At 58.5% G+C, this 18,777-nt stretch carries 16 protein-coding genes and 1 CRISPR repeat array; of the genes, 8 read left to right on the forward strand and 8 right to left on the reverse strand.

The annotated features are described in order from the left end of the window. Positions 1 to 133: 133 nt before the first annotated feature. The 7 genes from ZBT109_RS02585 (at position 134) to ZBT109_RS02615 (ending at position 10,251) form a co-directional block, all read left to right on the forward strand. The gene (locus tag ZBT109_RS02585) at positions 134 to 3,808 is read left to right on the forward strand and encodes a DNA translocase FtsK (protein WP_169733997.1); all 3,675 of its coding nucleotides are present in this window, start codon (positions 134 to 136) and stop codon (positions 3,806 to 3,808) included. A 218-nt stretch (positions 3,809 to 4,026) separates the two neighbouring features. Beyond that, positions 4,027 to 4,674: an outer membrane lipoprotein chaperone LolA gene (lolA, locus tag ZBT109_RS02590; RefSeq protein WP_051523740.1), complete on the forward strand. Its 648-nt coding sequence runs from the start codon at positions 4,027 to 4,029 to the stop codon at positions 4,672 to 4,674. A gap of 264 nt (positions 4,675 to 4,938) precedes the next feature. Continuing rightward, positions 4,939 to 6,286: a CRISPR direct-repeat array (repeat unit 28 nt; unit sequence GTTCGCTGCCGCACAGGCAGCTTAGAAA). 117 nt (positions 6,287 to 6,403) lie between these two features. After that, on the forward strand, positions 6,404 to 7,087 hold the full coding sequence (locus ZBT109_RS02595; RefSeq protein WP_027704892.1) for a helix-turn-helix transcriptional regulator: 684 nt from the start codon (positions 6,404 to 6,406) through the stop codon (positions 7,085 to 7,087). A 73-nt stretch (positions 7,088 to 7,160) separates the two neighbouring features. Then, positions 7,161 to 7,535 (forward strand): VOC family protein, encoded by a 375-nt coding sequence (locus ZBT109_RS02600; RefSeq protein WP_027704893.1) that lies wholly within the window; start codon positions 7,161 to 7,163, stop codon positions 7,533 to 7,535. Positions 7,536 to 7,982: 447 nt separating this feature from the next. Then, positions 7,983 to 8,732, forward strand: a complete 750-nt coding sequence (locus ZBT109_RS02605) for an SDR family NAD(P)-dependent oxidoreductase (RefSeq protein ID WP_027704894.1) — start codon at positions 7,983 to 7,985, stop codon at positions 8,730 to 8,732. An 84-nt stretch (positions 8,733 to 8,816) separates the two neighbouring features. Further along, complete coding sequence (gene acuI / locus ZBT109_RS02610) at positions 8,817 to 9,806, forward strand: acrylyl-CoA reductase (NADPH) (protein ID WP_027704895.1); 990 nt, start codon at positions 8,817 to 8,819, stop codon at positions 9,804 to 9,806. A 94-nt stretch (positions 9,807 to 9,900) separates the two neighbouring features. Next, a complete protein-coding gene (locus tag ZBT109_RS02615; protein ID WP_027704896.1) occupies positions 9,901 to 10,251 on the forward strand; it encodes an MmcQ/YjbR family DNA-binding protein in 351 nt (116 codons plus the stop codon). Between the two features lie 83 nt (positions 10,252 to 10,334). On the opposite strand, the gene citC is transcribed toward ZBT109_RS02615, so the two are convergent. Genes citC through ZBT109_RS02650 form a run of 7 tightly spaced genes read right to left on the reverse strand, consistent with a single transcriptional unit; the run spans position 10,335 to position 17,341 of the window. Further along, positions 10,335 to 11,333: a [citrate (pro-3S)-lyase] ligase gene (gene citC, locus ZBT109_RS02620; RefSeq protein WP_051523741.1), complete on the reverse strand. Its 999-nt coding sequence runs from the start codon at positions 11,331 to 11,333 to the stop codon at positions 10,335 to 10,337. Continuing rightward, on the reverse strand, positions 11,317 to 12,684 hold the full coding sequence (locus tag ZBT109_RS02625; protein WP_027704897.1) for a triphosphoribosyl-dephospho-CoA synthase: 1,368 nt from the start codon (positions 12,682 to 12,684) through the stop codon (positions 11,317 to 11,319). The genes citC and ZBT109_RS02625 overlap by 17 nt, the downstream gene beginning before the upstream one ends. Next, complete coding sequence (gene citF, locus ZBT109_RS02630) at positions 12,681 to 14,219, reverse strand: citrate lyase subunit alpha (RefSeq protein ID WP_038277948.1); 1,539 nt, start codon at positions 14,217 to 14,219, stop codon at positions 12,681 to 12,683. The genes ZBT109_RS02625 and citF overlap by 4 nt, the downstream gene beginning before the upstream one ends. Positions 14,220 to 14,236: 17 nt before the next feature. Beyond that, a complete protein-coding gene (locus ZBT109_RS02635; protein ID WP_038277951.1) occupies positions 14,237 to 15,112 on the reverse strand; it encodes an HpcH/HpaI aldolase/citrate lyase family protein in 876 nt (291 codons plus the stop codon). Positions 15,113 to 15,123: 11 nt separating this feature from the next. Then, positions 15,124 to 15,402 (reverse strand): citrate lyase ACP, encoded by a 279-nt coding sequence (locus tag ZBT109_RS02640; protein ID WP_027704900.1) that lies wholly within the window; start codon positions 15,400 to 15,402, stop codon positions 15,124 to 15,126. Positions 15,403 to 15,447: 45 nt separating this feature from the next. After that, positions 15,448 to 16,299, reverse strand: coding sequence for a fumarylacetoacetate hydrolase family protein (locus tag ZBT109_RS02645; RefSeq protein WP_027704901.1), 852 nt, complete (start codon positions 16,297 to 16,299; stop codon positions 15,448 to 15,450). 55 nt (positions 16,300 to 16,354) lie between these two features. Then, positions 16,355 to 17,341: an AEC family transporter gene (locus tag ZBT109_RS02650; RefSeq protein ID WP_027704902.1), complete on the reverse strand. Its 987-nt coding sequence runs from the start codon at positions 17,339 to 17,341 to the stop codon at positions 16,355 to 16,357. A gap of 123 nt (positions 17,342 to 17,464) precedes the next feature. Between ZBT109_RS02650 and ZBT109_RS02655 the strand changes: the two genes are divergently transcribed. Next, entirely contained in the window at positions 17,465 to 17,851 is a 387-nt protein-coding gene (locus ZBT109_RS02655) for a VOC family protein (protein ID WP_232012859.1), read from the forward strand. Positions 17,852 to 17,885: 34 nt separating this feature from the next. On the opposite strand, the gene ZBT109_RS02660 is transcribed toward ZBT109_RS02655, so the two are convergent. Beyond that, entirely contained in the window at positions 17,886 to 18,776 is an 891-nt protein-coding gene (locus ZBT109_RS02660) for a hypothetical protein (protein ID WP_027704904.1), read from the reverse strand. Position 18,777 lies beyond the last annotated feature (1 nt).

Below are 18,777 nucleotides of genomic sequence, written 5' to 3' on the forward strand. Positions count from 1 at the left end.
TAGGATATTCGCCGGGTAGGCGTCACGGACAGGGTGGCACATGTACGCACAACCAGTATCATGTAGTCCTGCATTTCTGCCACGGATCAGGTTTCAGACAGCCGCTGAGTAGCGGCACAAGGGGATGGTTACAGTGAGTTCGAAGAAAGGAACACCGTCTTCCAGAGCAAACGCCAAACGAGGAGCGTCGCCCAAGACACCTCGCAAACGCCAGAACGCTAGGAAGCGCCAGCAGGCCCAAGCCAGTCGTACCCCCGGGCGGGTGACGACGACGCTGCAGGGGGCCGCCAAAGACGGTGTCACCGTGATTTTGCTGTCGCTGGGTACATTTCTGTTGCTGGCGTTTTTCAGTCACACGATGAGCGATCCGTCGTGGTTCCATACCGGGCCTGAAAACACACGGGTGGCCAACTGGATGGGACACGTTGGGGCGCTGGTGTCTGACAGCCTGTATTCGCTGTTTGGTACGGCGGCGTTGTGGTGGCCCGCGCTGTGTGCTCTCGGGGCGTGGCAGCTAGTGCGCCGCCGTATCGCTTCGTTCACATGGGATACCACGGTGCTGGCAGTACGCATGGCGGGGCTGACACTGGTACTGCTAGGGACCTGTCTGCTTGAAGCACTGTTTTCCAATATCCAGCAATTGAAAGACCACAGTTTCGATATCGTCGGGCAAGGGCTGCGTTCTGGACTGACGGCTCCTCTGGGGCAGCACGGTGCCACGTTGGTGGGCATTTCGCTGGTGCTGTGCGGTGTGCCGCTGCTGACGGGGCTATCGTGGCTCACGCTGATGGATGAGATTGGCAAGGCTCTGTTCCGAGGCTTGCGCGGTGTCGGACGCTTCGTTCGGGATCGCCTACTGATGGCGAAAGAGCGTTATGACGAGCGTCGTGATGCCCGTCTGCCCGTGTCTGACGAGCTGGATGACGATGTTGCTGCCGAGCCCTCGTGGCTGAGCCGCAAGCTGTCGCACCTTGCGAACACGCTGGGCATTCACCGTGGCGAGCCTGAACTGGACGCCTATCGCTCCGAGCCCACATCGGCCGTAGCGCCGGAACATAACGTCAAACCGGTGCGCTATGCGCCGTACGAGCGCCCTTACCCCGGTTCGATGACGGATAGTGTCGACGATAGTGAAGAAGACGCGCCAGCGTTGACGATCCGGGCTCGTCGTGATGAGCAAGATGAGCGCGATGCTGCGCCAGTACCTAGCGTATCGACTGTTGCGGATAGCCGTATTCCGTGGGATGAAGCCGAACAGAGCGATGCGGCGGTAGCCGAGCAAGCCGAGCGTTACCGCCAAACACTGCAATCATTGCGCGAAGCGGAAGAACGAAAAGCAAAAGAAGAAGAGGAAGCGCTGCGCCGGGCGGCCGTCTCGGCACCGACGCGTGTGGACGAGCCGCATGAACATGCAGATGCACCGTTGATTACACCTCAACAGGAAGAACCGGCACCGCGGCGTGAAGTGCCTATCGTGCGTGCTCCAGCCCCAGACGAGGTCGATGAGAAAAATAGTGACGACGTTGATGCGTCTACGATTGACGTTGTCAAACCGATGCCAGCACCACTCGCGGCCGTACACCCGGTGCCTGTCGAAGCCGTAGCGGCTTGGCCGGCAATAGCTGCTACACAGGTCGCGGTTAACGAGCCGGTCTTTACCCCGACCGCACCGATCTCTGCATCCACGCAGGATGCGGTCGATGAGCCGGAAGCACGTGAAGCGGCGGTACATGAAGAACAGGTACACGAGCGGCAGGGCAGTGTTGATGATCGCACTGCGCCGGCGGCGCGCTCGTCTGCGGCTTCCGATGATGAAATGCCCGCGTTCACACCGCGCTTTATGGTCGACATGGACGATGAGGGTGAAGCGGAGCATGTGCCGGAAGCTCCTGCGCCAGCGTCGGCATTCGATGCGACACCGCTGTCTGCCGCTGATGAAGAAGATGACGGTGATTATGGTGATGACGAGGCGGATGATGTCTACGCGGTGCATGAGCCTGTTCGCCCATCCTCTGTAAGCATGCCCGTGCAGCCGCCGGCATCTGTGGCGCTGCATAAGCCCGAGCCGCAGTATGTCGAGGATGAACAGGATGAAGACGAGTACGCCGATGACGAGCCGTTGGATCTTCCTGAACGCCCGTTGACGCCGCTATCGCCGCGCGACAGCGATAATGTTGCACCGGCATCGACCATGCCCATCTCGGCGCTGGATGACGATGAGGACGAGCTTGTCGAAGACGATGGGCCGAAACTGTGGACCGTTGAGCATCTGCAGCAGCGCGATGAGAACCAGCATGTTGAGATTATCGGTGAGATGCCCGGCATACAGCTGCTGACGCCTGCCGATGAACAGCAGCCTTCCTATTCCGAAGAAGAACTGCAACAGATGGCCGAGCTGCTGGAAATGCGCCTGAAGGAATACGGTGTGAAGGCAGAGGTCGTCAATATTTCGCCCGGCCCAGTCATCACTCAGTTCGAGATCATGCCCGCCGCAGGGGTGAAAGGGTCCAAAATCAGCAGCCTGTCGAAGGATCTGGCGCGTTCGCTGCTGGTCAAGAGTGTCCGTGTCATTGAGGTCATCTATGGCAAACCGACCGTCGGGATTGAGATTCCCAACCCTCACCGCGCGATGATCCGTCTGCGTGAAGTGCTGGATTCCGATATCTACCGCAATGCGCGTTCGCCGCTGACCGTTGCGCTGGGCCACAACATCGGTGGGCATTCTGTCGTGGCGGACCTCGCCAAGATGCCTCACGTGCTGGTGGCGGGGACAACAGGGTCGGGTAAATCCGTTGGGGTCAACGCGATGTTGATCTCGATCTTGATGAAATCGCGCCCTGAAGATGTTCGCATGATCCTGATCGACCCCAAAATGTTGGAGCTGTCAGTCTACGATGACATTCCGCACCTGCTGGCCCCGGTTGTGACAGACATGAAGGAAGCGGCTAATGCGTTGCGCTGGTGTGTCGCCGAGATGGAGCGGCGCTACAAGCTGATGTCTAAGATGGGCGTGCGCAATATCGCGGGCTTCAACGATAAGCTTGATCAGGCTCACGCGGCAGGGGCGCAGGTCGCTGACCCGTTGTGGGACGCTGACACCCATGCCCCGGGTGCACAGCCCGATACACTGAAAAAGCTGCCGTATATTGTGGTGGTCATCGACGAGTTTGCCGACATGTTTATGATCGTCGGCAAGAAGGTCGAAGAGCTAATCGCGCGTTTGGCGCAGAAGGCTCGTGCCGCGGGGATTCACTTGGTGCTGGCGACGCAGCGCCCGTCTGTGGATGTGGTGACCGGTCTGATCAAGGCCAACATCCCCTCGCGTATCGCCTTCCAAGTGTCTTCACGTATCGACTCCCGTACAATCCTTGATCAGGGCGGTGCCGAGGCGCTGCTGGGTCACGGTGACATGCTGTACTTGGCGGTGGGTGAAAGCACCCCGACGCGTATCCACGGAGCGTTCGTCGATGATGATGAAGTGCACCGCGTGGTGGAAGACTGGAAGCGTCGTGGTAAGCCTGAGTACGATGAAGAGATTCTGAGCGGTGGCGTTTCCGCCGATGCGCTAACGGGACTGGAAGCTGAAGGCGAAGGCGGTGATGCTGAGCAGGACGTACTGTATGACGAAGCCGTCAAATTCGTGACGCAGACGCGTCGCGTGTCGATTTCGTCCGTCCAGCGCAAGTTCAAGATCGGCTACAACCGCGCGGCCCGTTTGGTCGAAGCGATGGAAATGGCCGGCGTAGTGTCCAGTATGGGCAGCAACGGCAGCCGCGAAGTGCTGGCCCCGCCGCCTATCTCGGACTGACGCTGGCTGAAGCGAAGGTTCAGCTGTCCCCTGGGCACTGAACCTTCGCCGTATCATGCACTCTTATGAGCATTATCATGACACAGGCGCTGAGGGCGGCCGAGTACCGCTGTCTTGCGCCGCGTCATGGCATAGACTGGATTCAAACGCTGGCGCAGAGGGGCACATATATAGCCCGCGCGACAGCCGCTATATACCGGATTCGAAGAGGACTATTCATGGCTGTAATGAACACGATGACGCAGTGGGGCAAGGCTTGTCTGGCAGGCGTGGCGCTGATGAGCATGACACCGTGGGCCGGTGCAGACGAGCTGAGCGCAGCACAGCACCTGACGCAGCGCCTTGAACCCGTGACCAGCTACGCAGCTGACTTTAGCCAGCGCATCGAAGGTAACGGACACGTATCACAGCAGTCGAAAGGGCAGATGTGGGTCGCACGCCCGGGCAAGTTCCGCTGGGTTGTAGATGCGCCGTATTCACAAGTTGTGGTCTCTGACGGTAAGGAAGTTTACCTACACGACCCCGATCTGGATCAGGTCACCATTCGCAAGCTTGATCCTCAAGTGACCAATACCCCGGCACTGTTGTTGTCCGGCCAAGCCAGCGAGCTGGTGCACAGCTATAGCGTGACCGAGAAGACCCAAGGCAGCAAAGAGGTCTATACCCTCAAGCCGAAAAGCACCGACTCACTGTTCGACCGCTTGCAGATGACTTTCGACAGCAGCCGACTGTCCTCGCTCGACATGTACGATGCCTCTGGACAGCATACCCAAGTGGCTTTCAGCAACGTACAGCCGAATGCCCAGATCAGTGATAGCACTTTCCACTTCCAGATTCCCAAAGGGGCGGAAGTGATTCGGGAATAACTATCCCCGAACTGCCTCATAAAGAAATGCCCTCGCAATGAACTGCACCCCCAACGTTGGATAAAGCAAGTCCAACCTTCGGGGTGTTTTTTTTATGAGCACGGCATGACGACTTTAGCAAATGCGCTGGTGAACCCTTTTTTTGAGAGCAATGCTAACGCGTTGTTTTTACAGAAGCCGAAGACACCGCTCCGAAAAAGGGGTGAATGACTCGATACTAGTCCTTCCCCTTTCGTGACAATGTATTAGGATAAAATGCGTCTAGTTCGCTGCCGCACAGGCAGCTTAGAAAAAGTGGGTGAGCTGTGCTGTCGTGCCCATGAAGTTCGCTGCCGCACAGGCAGCTTAGAAAGGCAAATTCTAAGCCAGCAGAGCACTTAGAATGTTCGCTGCCGCACAGGCAGCTTAGAAAGACACACTGTCGGAAGGACTAAGGCGACTGGCGTTCGCTGCCGCACAGGCAGCTTAGAAAATGCCGCCACCGCGCCATTCTTCGGTTTTACGGTTCGCTGCCGCACAGGCAGCTTAGAAAATTAGTGACGCGACCGCTTCCTCGACCAGAATGTTCGCTGCCGCACAGGCAGCTTAGAAAAAAATGGCTTCCGTGAGCAAATCGTGACCAAGGTTCGCTGCCGCACAGGCAGCTTAGAAAATCGGGATGCCCGCGTTGCGCTTTTGGAATATGTTCGCTGCCGCACAGGCAGCTTAGAAAAACACTGAGGGGAACCGTCATGCAAACCGCCGGTTCGCTGCCGCACAGGCAGCTTAGAAAGTTAAGCAGGCCGCCAATGTACAGCGCTTGGTGTTCGCTGCCGCACAGGCAGCTTAGAAAATCTTCCTTGTTTAAATGCAAGTAATCTCATGGTTCGCTGCCGCACAGGCAGCTTAGAAAATCGCAAAGCCTGCTGGCTCTGGTTTTTTGTCGTTCGCTGCCGCACAGGCAGCTTAGAAATGCTTGCTCTCTACCTTCACCTTGCCGGAACGGTTCGCTGCCGCACAGGCAGCTTAGAAAAGCCTCGAAGGCTGTACGGATAGCCTCCCAGTGTTCGCTGCCGCACAGGCAGCTTAGAAATTCTTATTAGCCGTAATAGTTCGTGGACGTTGGTTCGCTGCCGCACAGGCAGCTTAGAAAATTCAGCACCAGAGTCTTTGATGCGCTCAATTGTTCGCTGCCGCACAGGCAGCTTAGAAATGAAACGGCTCTTGCTCCGGCGAGGATTGCTCGTTCGCTGCCGCACAGGCAGCTTAGAAATCTCGCAAGTCATGAAGATTCATGCAGTCATGGTTCGCTGCCGCACAGGCAGCTTAGAAAAATACCCGCCAGCATAGTCATTATCGACATATGTTCGCTGCCGCACAGGCAGCTTAGAAAATCGGGCTGTCCATTTCCAAAGTGCCGTCAGCGTTCGCTGCCGCACAGGCTGCTTAGAAAAAGTGGTCGTCGAAGGCTCCCGAGGACATCGTGTTCGCTGCCGCACAGGCAGCTTAGAAAATGCCGGATATCGTCGCGCAGCGCGATAGAGAGTTCGCTGCCGCATAGGCAGCTTAGAAATGCAAACAAGTCTGCAGGAATCCTACAAACTAGTGCGCTGCCGCATAGGCAGTTTGAAAATAAGGGGATTGCGCTCTGCCTGATGCGTTGTTGAGTGGTTTTCCTCTCATGCACTGGTTCATAGGGCGATGTTTAGGTATAACCGTTGGCTTCCTGCCTTTCTTATGAAATACCGCCATGACCCGCGCCGAGCGTCTTCTTGTTCTTATCCAGAAACTGCGTTGCTACCGTTATCCGGTAACGGCGGCGGTACTAGCCGAATCTCTTGGTGTAAGTAAGCGTACGCTATACCGTGATATCGCTCAGTTGCAGCATCAGGGGGCGCGCATAGAGGGTTCTGCAGGCGTTGGTTATATGCTACGCGAGGGCTTTATTCTGCCGCCGTTGATGTTTTCATCGGATGAAATCGAGGCGCTGGTGCTGGGGTTGCAGTGGGTCGCGCAGAACGCTGATGAGATGCTCGGCCAGGCGGCTGTAGATGTGCAGGCCAAGGTGCGGGCTGTGCTGCCGGAGCGAATGGCGGAGGTGCTGGATCTCCCTGCGCTGAAATTGGGGCCGTCTGAACATCAGGTGACGTCGTGTCATTTGTCGGCGCTGCGTGATGCCATCCGGCATCAGTTTGTGGTGGAGTTGGCCTACCACGATCAGCAGGGGCGTTCGTCTTCGCGTCGCATATGGCCAATGGCCATCGCCTTTTTCGATGCATCGCGGGTGTTGGTGGCATGGTGCGAGCTGCGTCAGGACTTTCGTCATTTTCGCACTGACCGCATCGACAGCCTTTGTGTGCATGAGGAGCGCTATCCTCGCCATCGCCAGACACTGTTGCATACGTGGAAAGCGCAGATGGGTATCACCGATTAGTGCCTGCTGACAAAATCTGTCACGGCTGACGGCTATGGTAGTGGCTCTTTCAGGACTACTTGGAGCCGTTACCATGCCGACCGCTGATATGACTATTCTGTTTGTCGAAAATCCAATCAAAAGTCTCGCGTTCTATTCCTCTCTCTTCACCGTGCGTCAGCATGAGGTGCATCCCAGCTTTGTGCTGCTCGTGTTTGAAAACGGTTTTCAGCTGGCGCTGTGGTCGCGCTTCACTGCTGAACCGTTGGTCACGGCCCCTGCGGGTGGCTGCGAGGTGATGTTCACCGTGGCGTCGAAGGATGCGCTGGAGGCGCTCTATCTTGAGTGGGGCGTTACCCACGGCGTGACCATTTACCAGAAACCGGCGTTGCTGGATTTCGGCTACACCTTTGCCGCACTGGATCCTGACGGCCATCGCCTGCGCGTTGCCTATTTACGCGATGCTTGAGGCCTACGTTCGTTACGGCGGGCAGTGTGGGCGTGAGTGTTTCATCGTGAACTTAGGCCGCACCTGAACAGGTATCGTTCTTATAAGGGCGGTCAGCGCATGGTTCCGTGGTCAAGGCGGCCATACACACTGCTTCGGCATAAAGCGTTGCTTGACACGGGGCTGGACGAGACGGTGTCGAGATGGCGCTGGCGCATTCATATGGGATCGTTGATTACTTCCGTGAAGGCGTCTTTGGCTTTAACTGTCGGTGACGGGCATGGCGGCAGGCGTTTGCCATGCTAGCGCCGATGTCCGATGTTTCCTTTTCTCTACGTGCGTCGCTGAAATAGTGCGTCGTTGAGGGGCCTTCCTGCGGTGCCTGCTGACAGAAACTGTCACTGGCAAGCGGTAGCGTCTGGTGGTGTGCAGAAGCGTTTCTGCACCAGACTATGGGAGCACGCCATCGTGAGATTCAAAAATAAAGTGGCTGTCGTCACTGGGGCGACCAATGGCATTGGTGAACGGGTAGCCGAGCGTCTGTATGCAGAAGGGGCTTGTGTGGTGATCGCATCGCGCTCGGCAGCATTGGTTGAGAAGAAAGCGCGAGCGCTTTCCCATGATCGGCAGCGCGTACTGGGAATTGCCTGCGATGTGGCCGACCCTGCGTCGGTGCGGCAGATGATCGAACAGGCAGTGGCGCATTTCGGGCGTATTGACCTTGCTGTAAACAGTGCAGGCATCACTGGTGACAGCGGCCGTCCCATCGCGGAGCAGTCGATCGACAACTGGAATCAGGTGATGGCAACGACGCTCAGCGGGGTCTTTCACTGCATGAAGTATGAGCTGCCGCAGCTGGTGGCGGCGGCCGGTGGGGCCATCGTCAATCTATCTGCCGTCAACGGGCTAGTCGGTATCGCTGGGCTGGGACCTTATACGGTCGCCAAGCATGGGGTCATCGGCTTGACCCAGACTGCCGCTCTGGAGTATGCCTGTGACGGCATAAGAATCAACGCTGTGGCTCCCGGCTATGTCGATACGCCCAGAATGCATGAGTTTCCTGAGGCTGTGCGGCACGGTTTTGCCGAAGCGCATCCCTTGCAGCGAATGGCGACCGTCGATGAAGTGGCGTCATTCATTCTGTTTTTGCTGTCTGGCGATGCCGGCTTCTGTACGGGAGGCATTTTTCCTATTGATGGCGGGTATCTGGCCCGCTAGTGCCAGCTGTCGTTCGGGGGAGAATCACCTTTCGTCCGGCGTCATGGCCGTGGCCGATATCGCTCTGAAAAAAAGGAACCGCCCATGTTCAACGCTATCGTGATTCGTCAGCACGACCAACGGCAGCATGTGGCCGTGGAGTCGCTGAATGAGTCTCTGTTGCCGCAGGGCGACGTTACGGTGGCGGTAACGTGCAGTACCGTCAATTACAAGGATGCTCTGGCCATTACGGGGCGGTCGCCGGTGGTGCGCGAGTTCCCAATGGTCCCGGGCATCGACTTTGCCGGTACGGTCATTGCGTCCTCCAGCAAGGCCTTTACTTGTGGCGATCAGGTCGTGTTGAACGGGTGGGGGGTAGGCGAGGCATGGTGGGGCGGTTTGGCGGAGAAGGCCTGTGTGAAGAGCGAGTGGCTGATTGCGTTGCCTGCGGGTATGGTGTCCCGCGAGGCCATGGCAATAGGTACGGCGGGCTATACGGCCATGCTGTCAATCATGGCGTTGGAGCAGCACGGTGTTACGCCGGACAAGGGGCCGATACTGGTGACCGGAGCAACGGGCGGCGTGGGCAGTTATGCGGTGGCATTGCTCGCGACACTGGGATATACCGTTATCGCATCGACAGGCAAGGCGGCGCAGGCCGATTATCTGCGCCAGTTGGGGGCTGTCGACATTCTGGACCGTGAGCCGCTGTCTGCACCGGGCAAGCCGTTGGCAAAGGCCCAGTGGGCAGGGGCCATCGACTGTGTTGGCAGCCATACGCTAGCAAACGTGCTGGCGGCTACGCGATACGGTGGCACTGTGGCCGCCTGCGGTTTGGCACAAGGCATGGCGTTGCCTGCCTCTGTGGCACCGTTCATTCTGCGAGGGGTCACTCTGGTGGGGATCGACAGCGTGATGCAACCGCTACCGACGCGCATTGCGGCTTGGCAGCGTCTAAGTGAGCTACTGTCGGGATCGCAGCTTCAGGCCATCAGTACGATGATTGGGTTGAACGAAGTTATTGGCAGTGCCGAAGCATTGCTGAATGGCGACATCCACGGGCGGTTGGTGGTCGATATGGCATCGCAGCACTGAGTATCCCCTTAGCGGTTATTCTCTCTTTTCTACCAACGCACGGTTTTCGCGCGCTCGATTCCCTCGCGCGCGCTGCCGTACAGGAACGTTGATCATGGCGATACCACAGGTGCTGGAGTATGCGCAGCAGCGTTTCGGGACGTTGCCCGATTACCCATGGGCGCGTGACCCCGATCATGCTGTGCTGCGGCATGCCACTCACCGCAAATGGTATGGGCTGGTGGCGCGCATACCGGGGGAGCGCCTGGGGCTAAGCACGGCTGCTAAGGTCGAGATACTCAACGTGAAGGTACGCCCCGAGCACGTTGGCGGTCTGCTAATGCAGGACGGAATCGTACCGGCCTACCATATGAACAAGGAGCACTGGGTGTCGGTGCTGTTAGCGCAGGTGGCGATGGAAGAGGTGATCACGCTGTTGGAAGACAGCTATGCCCTGACGGCATAGGGAACACCGTTCTGACTGGCCGTATTGAACATGCTGAAACCGCCTTGATCCACGGCGGTTTTTTTATGCCTGTCGTCAGCGTTTTAGTTCAGCCCATGCGTGAGGATATAGTCTCGCGTGGTCTCAGGTACCAGTGCTTCCCAAGCGTTATCTTCGGCATCGAGCAGCGCACGTACGCGGCTGGCACTGATCACGCTGCCAGCCTGTTCGCGGCGTGCCAGTTCGATCACTTGAATGCCGTAGGCGGGAAGCGTCTCATGCAGTGCCGCATTGTAGGCAGCCGTCACGGGGGACAGCGGTTCTTCGCCGATGACGCGTTGAGTGATATTCAGAGCGGGCGCTATGCGGGTGGCGAATAGGGTCGCGTCCAGTTCACCCTGATAGTGGGCCAGTGCATCATGGTCGGTCTGCTTGAGGAAGTAGTGAGGGAACGTGGCACCGGACACCATGTAGGCGCCACCACTGCAGACGGTAACGCCGGGAAGGTCTCGGCAGCCCGTTTCGACCATCGCCAAACGGTCCTTGAAGCGAAACCGGGAGTGGTCGTTTGCCACCACAAACACCAGCGTTTGCAGGCCATGAGCTGCCGCTTGTTGAACCAGATAGCGGTGTCCCAGAGTGAACGGGTTGGCATTGAGCACCACGGCATTGACCGGCATTGCTGTACTGGGGAGCCGTGCGCGAACGGCATTCAGATAGTCATCCAGCCCGCGTGGGCCAAATTCCAGCAGCGCATAGTGAGACGTGGCGGCGAGCCGCTGAAAGCCCAGCGACTCGAATGTGGCGGCGCGGCAGGGCGATGTGAAGGCGCGCACTCCGCTGTACTCGCGGAGCAGGCGATTGATCAGTGTGCTGATGAGCTGGCTGCCCAGTCCTTCATCGCGATGGTCGTCGGCGACACAGAAATACTTCAGCACATCATCCTGATGGGCTAGACAGCCGACAATATCACCCGCCTCAGTTTCAGCCAGCACAGCGCCGTCGATATCCTCGGCAAAGTGCAGCTGATGGCGCTCCAGAAAGGCGGCGAGTGCGCGGCACTGAAAGCGCGGCAGCCGTGGATAGTCATTGATATGCAGCATGGAGTGTTGTCGCGTGGTCGGCATAGTGGAAGAACAGCGTGATGGCTAGCAGATCGGCGCAGCCACCGGCGGATATCCAGTGACGGCGACAGAACGCTTGCAGGTGTTCGATATCCTCGGCGCGTGGCGGCAATGTCGCGGCGGCCTGTTGGGCCAGCGCCATAAAGCGGTGGGTTACGCTGAGCGAACTACGATGCAGTACGTTGGTATCCAGCACGTGGGCCATCAGCGTCAGCAAGGCATGTAGGCTAGCGGTATCGGCGGTGCTGCCGCTGTTCAGCGCAGCCTCAAGCGCTGGCAGGCCGTGATCGAACACCGCGGGCAAGCCATGTTCGGCCTGATAGCGAGGGCCGCCTACGCGTGCATCTTCGTAGGTCTGTAGCAGCCGCTGGCCGTACGAATGATCGTTATGAAGCGCTTTCATGTCACGCGCGACCAGATCACGGCTGAGGTGGCGCACGATGCGCCGATAGTCCTCGGGGTGAGAAGACGAACCGCAGCGCCATGCATACGCGTGGGCAAACACGGCAAGGCAGCCCAAGAAGATCGCCCCCTTGTGGGTATTGATGCCGTGGGTGGCTTGGCGCATGGCGGCTTCCATTTCTAGCCCTAGCCGACGCAGTGCAATCAGGGCGTCGTGCCCGTTTTCGCCGTCGAACGCTATGCCTTGTCGGGCAACGCGCTCCCAGTAAGGCGACAGGGCGCTGATAGCCTGAACGAATAGGGGAAGGTCCATGTCGTCATGGCTGCCACAGTCCTGCTGATCGACCAGCCCAGGCTTCGGCGTTAGCAGCACCTCGTCCAGCAAGGCGCGGGTCATGCTGCTGGCCAGCATGCGGGCATGGCGTGAAGCCTGTTGTGTGTCCCACCAGTCAGCAAGCTGCTGATCGCAGTATGCTCGCAGGGTTTCAAGTGAGTGACGCTGCGCACGCATGCATACCAGCGCTGGCGCATCGCATATCAAACAGCGCTTATTCTTGCCGGAGCGGATGGGGCCTTCGGGTGTATAGATGTCCACATCCAGCAGGCGGCCGAGAGGGTGTTCTCCTTCGAAGCGTTCGGTCAGCGCCTTGAGCGCGACGGCATCGCACGATGGGCGTCCTGCCCACAGCACATGATCGCCCGCCGCGTCGTGCACGGTCGGTTGCGGGTGCAGCGCGCAGCGGTGGGCGCAGAGGTAGTGCGTCAGTGCTTGGGCCACATCATCGAAGGCTGCTTGCGTCAGCGGCGTGCTCTTGGGCAATCCCGGCAGGTTGAAACTAAGGCTGACGATGACCGGCCATTTGGCCAGCAAGCGCTGCTTCTCCTGCGCCCGCTGCTCGCGGGCGGAGAGGATCGCGGCTCGGTTCATGCGCCGCGCCGCTGACGGATAACGTCGATCACCGAACCGTCGCGATACTGGACGACCCCAACAATGCGGTCATTGAAGCGCTGCGGCGCGGGAACCCCCAGCAACTTATCCACCTTGGCTTTCAGCGTATGGATGTCCACAACCGGCAGATGCGCCGCCTTCAGGCGGGCTTCCAGCTCCGGGCGTCTGGGGTTGACGCAGATGCCCCGCTCGGTCACCAGCAGGTCAATGTCTTCACCCGGTGTGACACAGGTCGTAACGCGCTCGACCAATGTGGGAACACGGCCGCGAAACGACGGGCACACGACGACGGTCAATTTGGCACCAAATGCGGTGTCACTGTGACCGCCAGAGGCCGCCATGATGACCCCTTGCGAGCCGGTGATGACATTGACGTTGAAATCGGTGTCTACCTCTAGCGCACTGAGCACGCAGATATCGACCAGATCGGTCATGCAGCCGCCGTTAAACGGATTGGCGTAAGTGTCGGCGGAAATCTCTAGGTGGTGCGGATCTTCCGCCATTGACGTAGCCACGGCACTGTCGAAGGACTGCACATCAACGATGGCGTCGAAGAAGCCTTCCTGTTTGAGTGCGACCGCTTCAGCCACGATTCCTCCGAGCAGGAAACCGCCTTTGAGCTGCTCATCGCGCAGATACGGGCGCAGGAACTTGGCGACAGCCAATGATGCGCCACCGGATCCCAGCTGGAAGTTGAAGCCGGGCGTCATGGCCTGCGAGGCATGCAGTACGTCAGCGACGCGGCGTGCCAGCAGCAGATCGACGGGAGATTTGGTGATGCGGGTCGAGCCGCTGGCGATCTTACGTACATCACCGATCGCATCGACCTTCACCACATGGTCGATCTGGGTCTGTGGAATAGACACCGGCACACAGGGGTAGGGCACGATAGTGTCCGAGACCACAATGGTCTGCCGAGCGTACTGGGCATCGACCTGTGCGTAGCCGATGGAGCCGAAGGCGGAAGGGCCAACGGTACCGGTGCAGTTGCCCTGTTCATCGGCCGATGCCGCAGCGATCACCGCGAGGTCGATGGTCAGTTCACCCGTGGTAATGGCTCGGGCCCGCCCGCCGTGCGAATGGATGACCACCGGTGTGGCCAGTTGGCCCGCGCTGATCGCCTCGCCCAGACCACTACGCACGCCGGACGTCCAGATGCGGGTAACGGTACCGTTTTGCAGGTATGGCACCAATCCCTCATGGGCACTGGTCAGCGACGAGGCGGCCAACCGGATATCCTTGATGCCCATTTGCGCCAGCAGCTCGATGGTCTGCATCACTACGCTGTCGCCCACGCGTAGATGGTGATGGAACGATACGGTCATGCCGTCGAAAGGGTGGCAGGCTTCGATGGCGGCCTGCAGTGAGCTGCGCTGCTTGGAACCGTGCGGTGTCGAACGGCGCGTAGGAGCGGCCACGCGAGGCGGAATCGGGCGGTCAAGGTAGGCGGCGCTGCCTTGGAACGGGGTGACATCCCCATAGCCTGCGATGTGTTGAGGCAAAGTGCTGTTCATGACGACAACCTCTTGAATCAGAGCGTGGCAGGGTCGATATCGGCTAGGCGCAGAACCGTGATGGCTTGCTCGACGACGGGACGGTCCACCATCTTGCCGTCTAGCGCGAAGACGCCGCTACCTGCGGCCTTATGGGCATTAAAGCTGCCGACGACGCGAATGGCATGCGTCACTTCCTCTGGCGAGGGGCTGAAAACCTGATTGACGATATCGATCTGGCGCGGGTTGATGACGGCCTTCCCCGTGAACCCTAGCGACTTGGCCTCTTCGGCACTGGCGCGCAGGCCGTCTTCATCCTCAATGTCGATGAACGGCGTATCCAGTACGTGCAGGCGGGCCGCCTTGGCCGCCATTAGTATCTGGCCGCGCGGAAACGTCAGCCCCGCACGGTCGGTGCGACGCAGGCCAAGATCGGCCAGCAGGTCTTGTGCACCGAAGGTCAGCGCGCTGATACGTGGGGTACTGGTCGCGATGTCGGCCGCGTTCATTACCCCTCGGGCCGTTTCGATCATGGCGTGTATCTCGACCGGCTGCGTGATGCCGTGTTCACGCTCCAGCTCGGTGATCAGAGCGTCGAGCTGCTGCATGGCCACTGCGCTTTCTACTTTGGGCACTCGAATGGCGTCCAGTTGCAGTGGCACCATTGCACGCACGTCCTGCTCGCCCAGTGGCGTATCCAGACCGTTGACGCGTACTGTCAGTACGCAGTTCTCACGGTCGAGCAGCGGAATATGATGGCGCAGTAGATCGCGCGCGGCGTCCTTCTCATCCGGTGCAATGGCGTCTTCCAAATCGAGCAGTACTGAATCGGCTCCGTAGATAGTGGCCTGCTGCACCATCGCGGGGTTATTGCCGGGGACGTACAGCATTGAGCGGTATTTCTTGATACGCATCAGAGTCTCCTTCACGCGGCTGAAGCGGTAAGCCGCATGAACGCCGTATCCAGTCGCGCCAGGATCGTCGCATCCAGCGCGCCCTTGTCTTCCGCCGTGACGCGCACATCGTGCAGGCCCAGCTGGTCCAGATGGTGTTCGATCAGGGCATGAATGTGCTCACCGTACAGCTCGGGCATGGCAATGTTGAGCTGTAGCGTACGTCCCTGTCCGACCGGACATCGTTCCAGTGTCACGAGAATGTCGCAGGACTCCAGAGAGCCTGCATGTGCGCTTGTCTGCTGTGTCATGAGTGGCCTCATCTTTAGAAGAGGGGGAAAACGCGGCAGCCTGTCCTATTCGACATCCGCCGCATCAACGACCGTGTTGCGCAGAGTGCCTAGTCCTTCAATTTCGACTTCCACCACGTCACCGGCATGCAGGTAGCGCGGCGGCACCAGGCTCTTGCCAACGTTGCCCGGCGAACCGGTCAGAATGACGTCGCCGGGGCTGAGTGGCGTGAAGGTGCTGATATAGGCCACGATCTGAGGAATCGTATGGATCATGTTGCGCGTATGGTCGTTCTGGAGCGCCTCACCATTAACGCGAGTCTGAAGCGTCAGCGCATGAGGATCGGGAATCTCGTCACGGGTAACCAATGCCGGACCAAACCCACCTGTCTGCGGCCAGTTTTTGCCTGCGGTGTACCATGCGTGCTGCCAGTCGCGCGCCGAACCGTCCATGTAGACGCTGTAGCCTGCCACGTGCGCGTAGGCGTCTTCCGGGGCGATATGGCGGCCGGCCTTGCCAATGACAAACGCAAGTTCACCTTCGTAATCGAACTGTTCGGTGCAGGTGGGCTTCAATACTGGCTGCTCATGACCGGCTTGTGAATCGGCAAATCGGATAAACAGCGTAGGCGCTTCCTCGGTCGAGGCAAACTCCAGACGCTTCTGTGCGTAGTTCATGCCGATGCATAGAATTTTGCCGGGGCGAGGAATGACGGGCAGATAATGGATGTCGTTCAGCCGATAGTCGCAGGGCAGCGAGGCATACTGGTTCAGCTCTTCGATAGAAAAGTGGGTCAGCGCATCGACCAGTGTGGGAACGTGCTCGCCCAGGCGGGGGCCAAGCTCAATGACGCCATCGGCGGTCAGGATGCCGTAGCGTTCTTGTGCATTCATCGTAGTGAAGCTGACGAGTTTCATGCAATTTTATCCTTGTAAAGTGCGCATGTATTAAGGGCGGTTATCTTACATGCCTTTACGATGTGGTGCCTGGGATAAACGCCTGCATCAGCAGCATCAATACGGGCAGCACCACGACAGAGAGTGCCGTTGACAGCAGGTAGAGGCTCGAGGCTTCCGTCTCCTGAACGTGCCACTGATAGGCCAGAATCGTGGCGTTGGTGGCTGTCGGCATTGCCAGCAGGAAGATCAGTTCTTGAGCGCTTGCTCCCTGTAGCCCCAGCGCAAACACGATGGCCCATGAGATCAGCGGTGCCAGCAGACTTTTCAACCCCAGATTGAGCCATAGCCCTGCATTCAGCTTGATGGCGACCCCGTGCAGTGCCACCCCGACCGCAAACAGCGAGATGAAGTTGCAGGCATCGGACATGATCTTGCCGGTATTGAAGATGAAGGCAGGCAGCCACTGTGTGGCATGGGTCAGGCTGGCCAGTACCCCCAGCGCCACTCCGATAAACATCGGCTTCATCAATGAATGCCCCAGCGCCCGCAGTACCGTGTGGTAATCCACCTTATCGCCCGTGGCAAGGCTATCACTCAGTTCCAGTAGGAAGATGGTGCCGGGGATCAGTGTCAGTGCCACCACGAAGTTAGCAATGGCCACGGAAATGGTCGATGCCGGCCCCAGCAGCAGGATCAAGAACGGCACGCCCATCCCCCCCATGTTGGGGAAACTGCACAGCATGGCCTGCATGGTGCTCTGCTTAAGATCGCATTTTAGACCGAACATGTTGGTGGCAAAGCTGACGACCCATAGCAGCCCCATGCTGATGGCAAACGCCAGCATCCATCGCCCGTTGAACACTTGCGTGGGCGATGTGGTGGCCGTGTGCACGAACAGCAAGGCCGGGAACACATAGTGCGACACCAGCGTCGAACAGATGGCCTTCGCACTCTTATCGACGTAGTGCAGATGAACGGACAGCCAGCCCAGAAAGATCAGCAGGAATACGGGTAGGCAAGAGCTAATGACCTGTGCAATGGCGGCGAGCTGAGAGTGCATGTGCCCATCCTCGCTGAATATTAACTTAATATTCTTCAGGATAGAATATTTTGCTTGGGATACCAGTGACGCGTCCGATATGGCGCATGGTGGATGATAATTTATTGATAAATAAGGATAAGAATGATGATCGACCACCTGGACCACTTGGTGCTGACGACCGTGGATGAAGCGGCTTGTTTGCGTTTTTATGTGGATGTGCTGGGTATGACGCTGGAGAGGTTTGGTGAAGGGCGCAAGGCGCTAACGTTCGGACAGCAGAAGATTAACGTGCATGTGAAAGGGCATGAAATAGAGCCGAAAGCGCATACCCCTGTGCCCGGCGCGCTCGATCTATGCTTTATCGCCAGTCGACCGCTTGATGACGTCATGGCGACGTTGAAGGCTAAGGCGGTAGCGATCGAACAAGGCCCCGTGGCACGCACAGGGGCGATGGGGCCTATTCGGTCGATCTATCTGCGCGATCCCGACCTCAACCTGATTGAAATATCGGAAGTGCTACCAGCGTAAGCCCTCTGTTGAATGGGCCGCTTCGCGCATCAGACTAGTGCGATGCCGATGCCGATGCCGATGCCGATGCCGATGCCGATGCCGATGCCGATGCCGATGCCGAAGTCGAAGTCGAAGTCGAAGTCGAAGTCGAAGTTCCGCTATCGCTAGGTAGCCAGAACGAAATGCCTTTGCCGATCAGCTGGATTGGTAGCGTCAGAACGTCAGTTGCCACAGCCAGTGGAATGAACATCACATCGGGGTTGATGCCGGAGTTTTTGCGCGCCTGCTGCCAGCGAATACGGCGGCGAAGGGCGTCCTGTTCGGCAGCACTCTTGCTGGCATGGGTCGTCGCCGACGGTAGTGATACCGGTGAGGCAACGCCATTGGTCACCGGCGGAGCTGGAGTGGCCGGTGTGGATTCGGACGCTTCCGGTTCGGGCGGTGGCGGATTGGCCACGATGCTGGAACGGCGGATATCGAGCAGCTTTTCGTAGCCGTGATAGTTGCAGTAGTAGCTGGCCGTGGACATCTCGAAATGTGCAATCAGCTCGCGTTCGACTTCGGTCAGCGCACTGGCTGAATGGCCGGGGTCGTAGCAAATATGCAGCTGCCCATCGAAGCCATCGAGCTGATAGATAGTGCCCTCGTAGGCGTGGTAGTTGTCGGGCGTGGCCTCAATACTGAACGACAGCTGGTCGATGATTGTTTCCATAAACATTGAGAAATCATCGGCAACGGGACGCGCCAAATTGAAGGTGTAGGTGTTTTCCTGACCGATCAGCTGCAGCTGGCGCGCATTGGCAGTCTGCACCATATGCTGGATGTCATCTTCCTGCGCCACGATCGAGGTATTGGCATGCACGTCGTTGAGGTTCGTCATAAGCTCGTGCGTGATGCAGCCACTGGTGATGAAGGGGATCAGAACGTAGATCAGGCGCTTCATG

This window comes from Zymobacter palmae (assembly GCF_003610015.1).
Taxonomy (GTDB): Bacteria; Pseudomonadota; Gammaproteobacteria; order Pseudomonadales; family Halomonadaceae; genus Zymobacter; species Zymobacter palmae.

Excerpts from the sequence above, each read along its gene's own strand:
- lolA (WP_051523740.1), top strand. The coding sequence starts at position 4,027 with ATGGCTGTAATGAACACGATGACGCAGTGGGGCAAGGCTTGTCTGGCA.
- ZBT109_RS02595 (WP_027704892.1), top strand. The coding sequence starts at position 6,404 with ATGACCCGCGCCGAGCGTCTTCTTGTTCTTATCCAGAAACTGCGTTGC.
- ZBT109_RS02600 (WP_027704893.1), top strand. The coding sequence starts at position 7,161 with ATGCCGACCGCTGATATGACTATTCTGTTTGTCGAAAATCCAATCAAA.
- acuI (WP_027704895.1), top strand. The coding sequence starts at position 8,817 with ATGTTCAACGCTATCGTGATTCGTCAGCACGACCAACGGCAGCATGTG.
- ZBT109_RS02615 (WP_027704896.1), top strand. The coding sequence starts at position 9,901 with ATGGCGATACCACAGGTGCTGGAGTATGCGCAGCAGCGTTTCGGGACG.
- citC (WP_051523741.1), bottom strand. The coding sequence starts at position 11,333 with ATGCTGCATATCAATGACTATCCACGGCTGCCGCGCTTTCAGTGCCGC.
- ZBT109_RS02625 (WP_027704897.1), bottom strand. The coding sequence starts at position 12,684 with ATGAACCGAGCCGCGATCCTCTCCGCCCGCGAGCAGCGGGCGCAGGAG.
- citF (WP_038277948.1), bottom strand. The coding sequence starts at position 14,219 with ATGAACAGCACTTTGCCTCAACACATCGCAGGCTATGGGGATGTCACC.
- ZBT109_RS02635 (WP_038277951.1), bottom strand. The coding sequence starts at position 15,112 with ATGCGTATCAAGAAATACCGCTCAATGCTGTACGTCCCCGGCAATAAC.
- ZBT109_RS02640 (WP_027704900.1), bottom strand. The coding sequence starts at position 15,402 with ATGACACAGCAGACAAGCGCACATGCAGGCTCTCTGGAGTCCTGCGAC.
- ZBT109_RS02645 (WP_027704901.1), bottom strand. The coding sequence starts at position 16,299 with ATGAAACTCGTCAGCTTCACTACGATGAATGCACAAGAACGCTACGGC.
- ZBT109_RS02650 (WP_027704902.1), bottom strand. The coding sequence starts at position 17,341 with ATGCACTCTCAGCTCGCCGCCATTGCACAGGTCATTAGCTCTTGCCTA.
- ZBT109_RS02655 (WP_232012859.1), top strand. The coding sequence starts at position 17,465 with ATGATGATCGACCACCTGGACCACTTGGTGCTGACGACCGTGGATGAA.
- ZBT109_RS02660 (WP_027704904.1), bottom strand. The coding sequence starts at position 18,776 with ATGAAGCGCCTGATCTACGTTCTGATCCCCTTCATCACCAGTGGCTGC.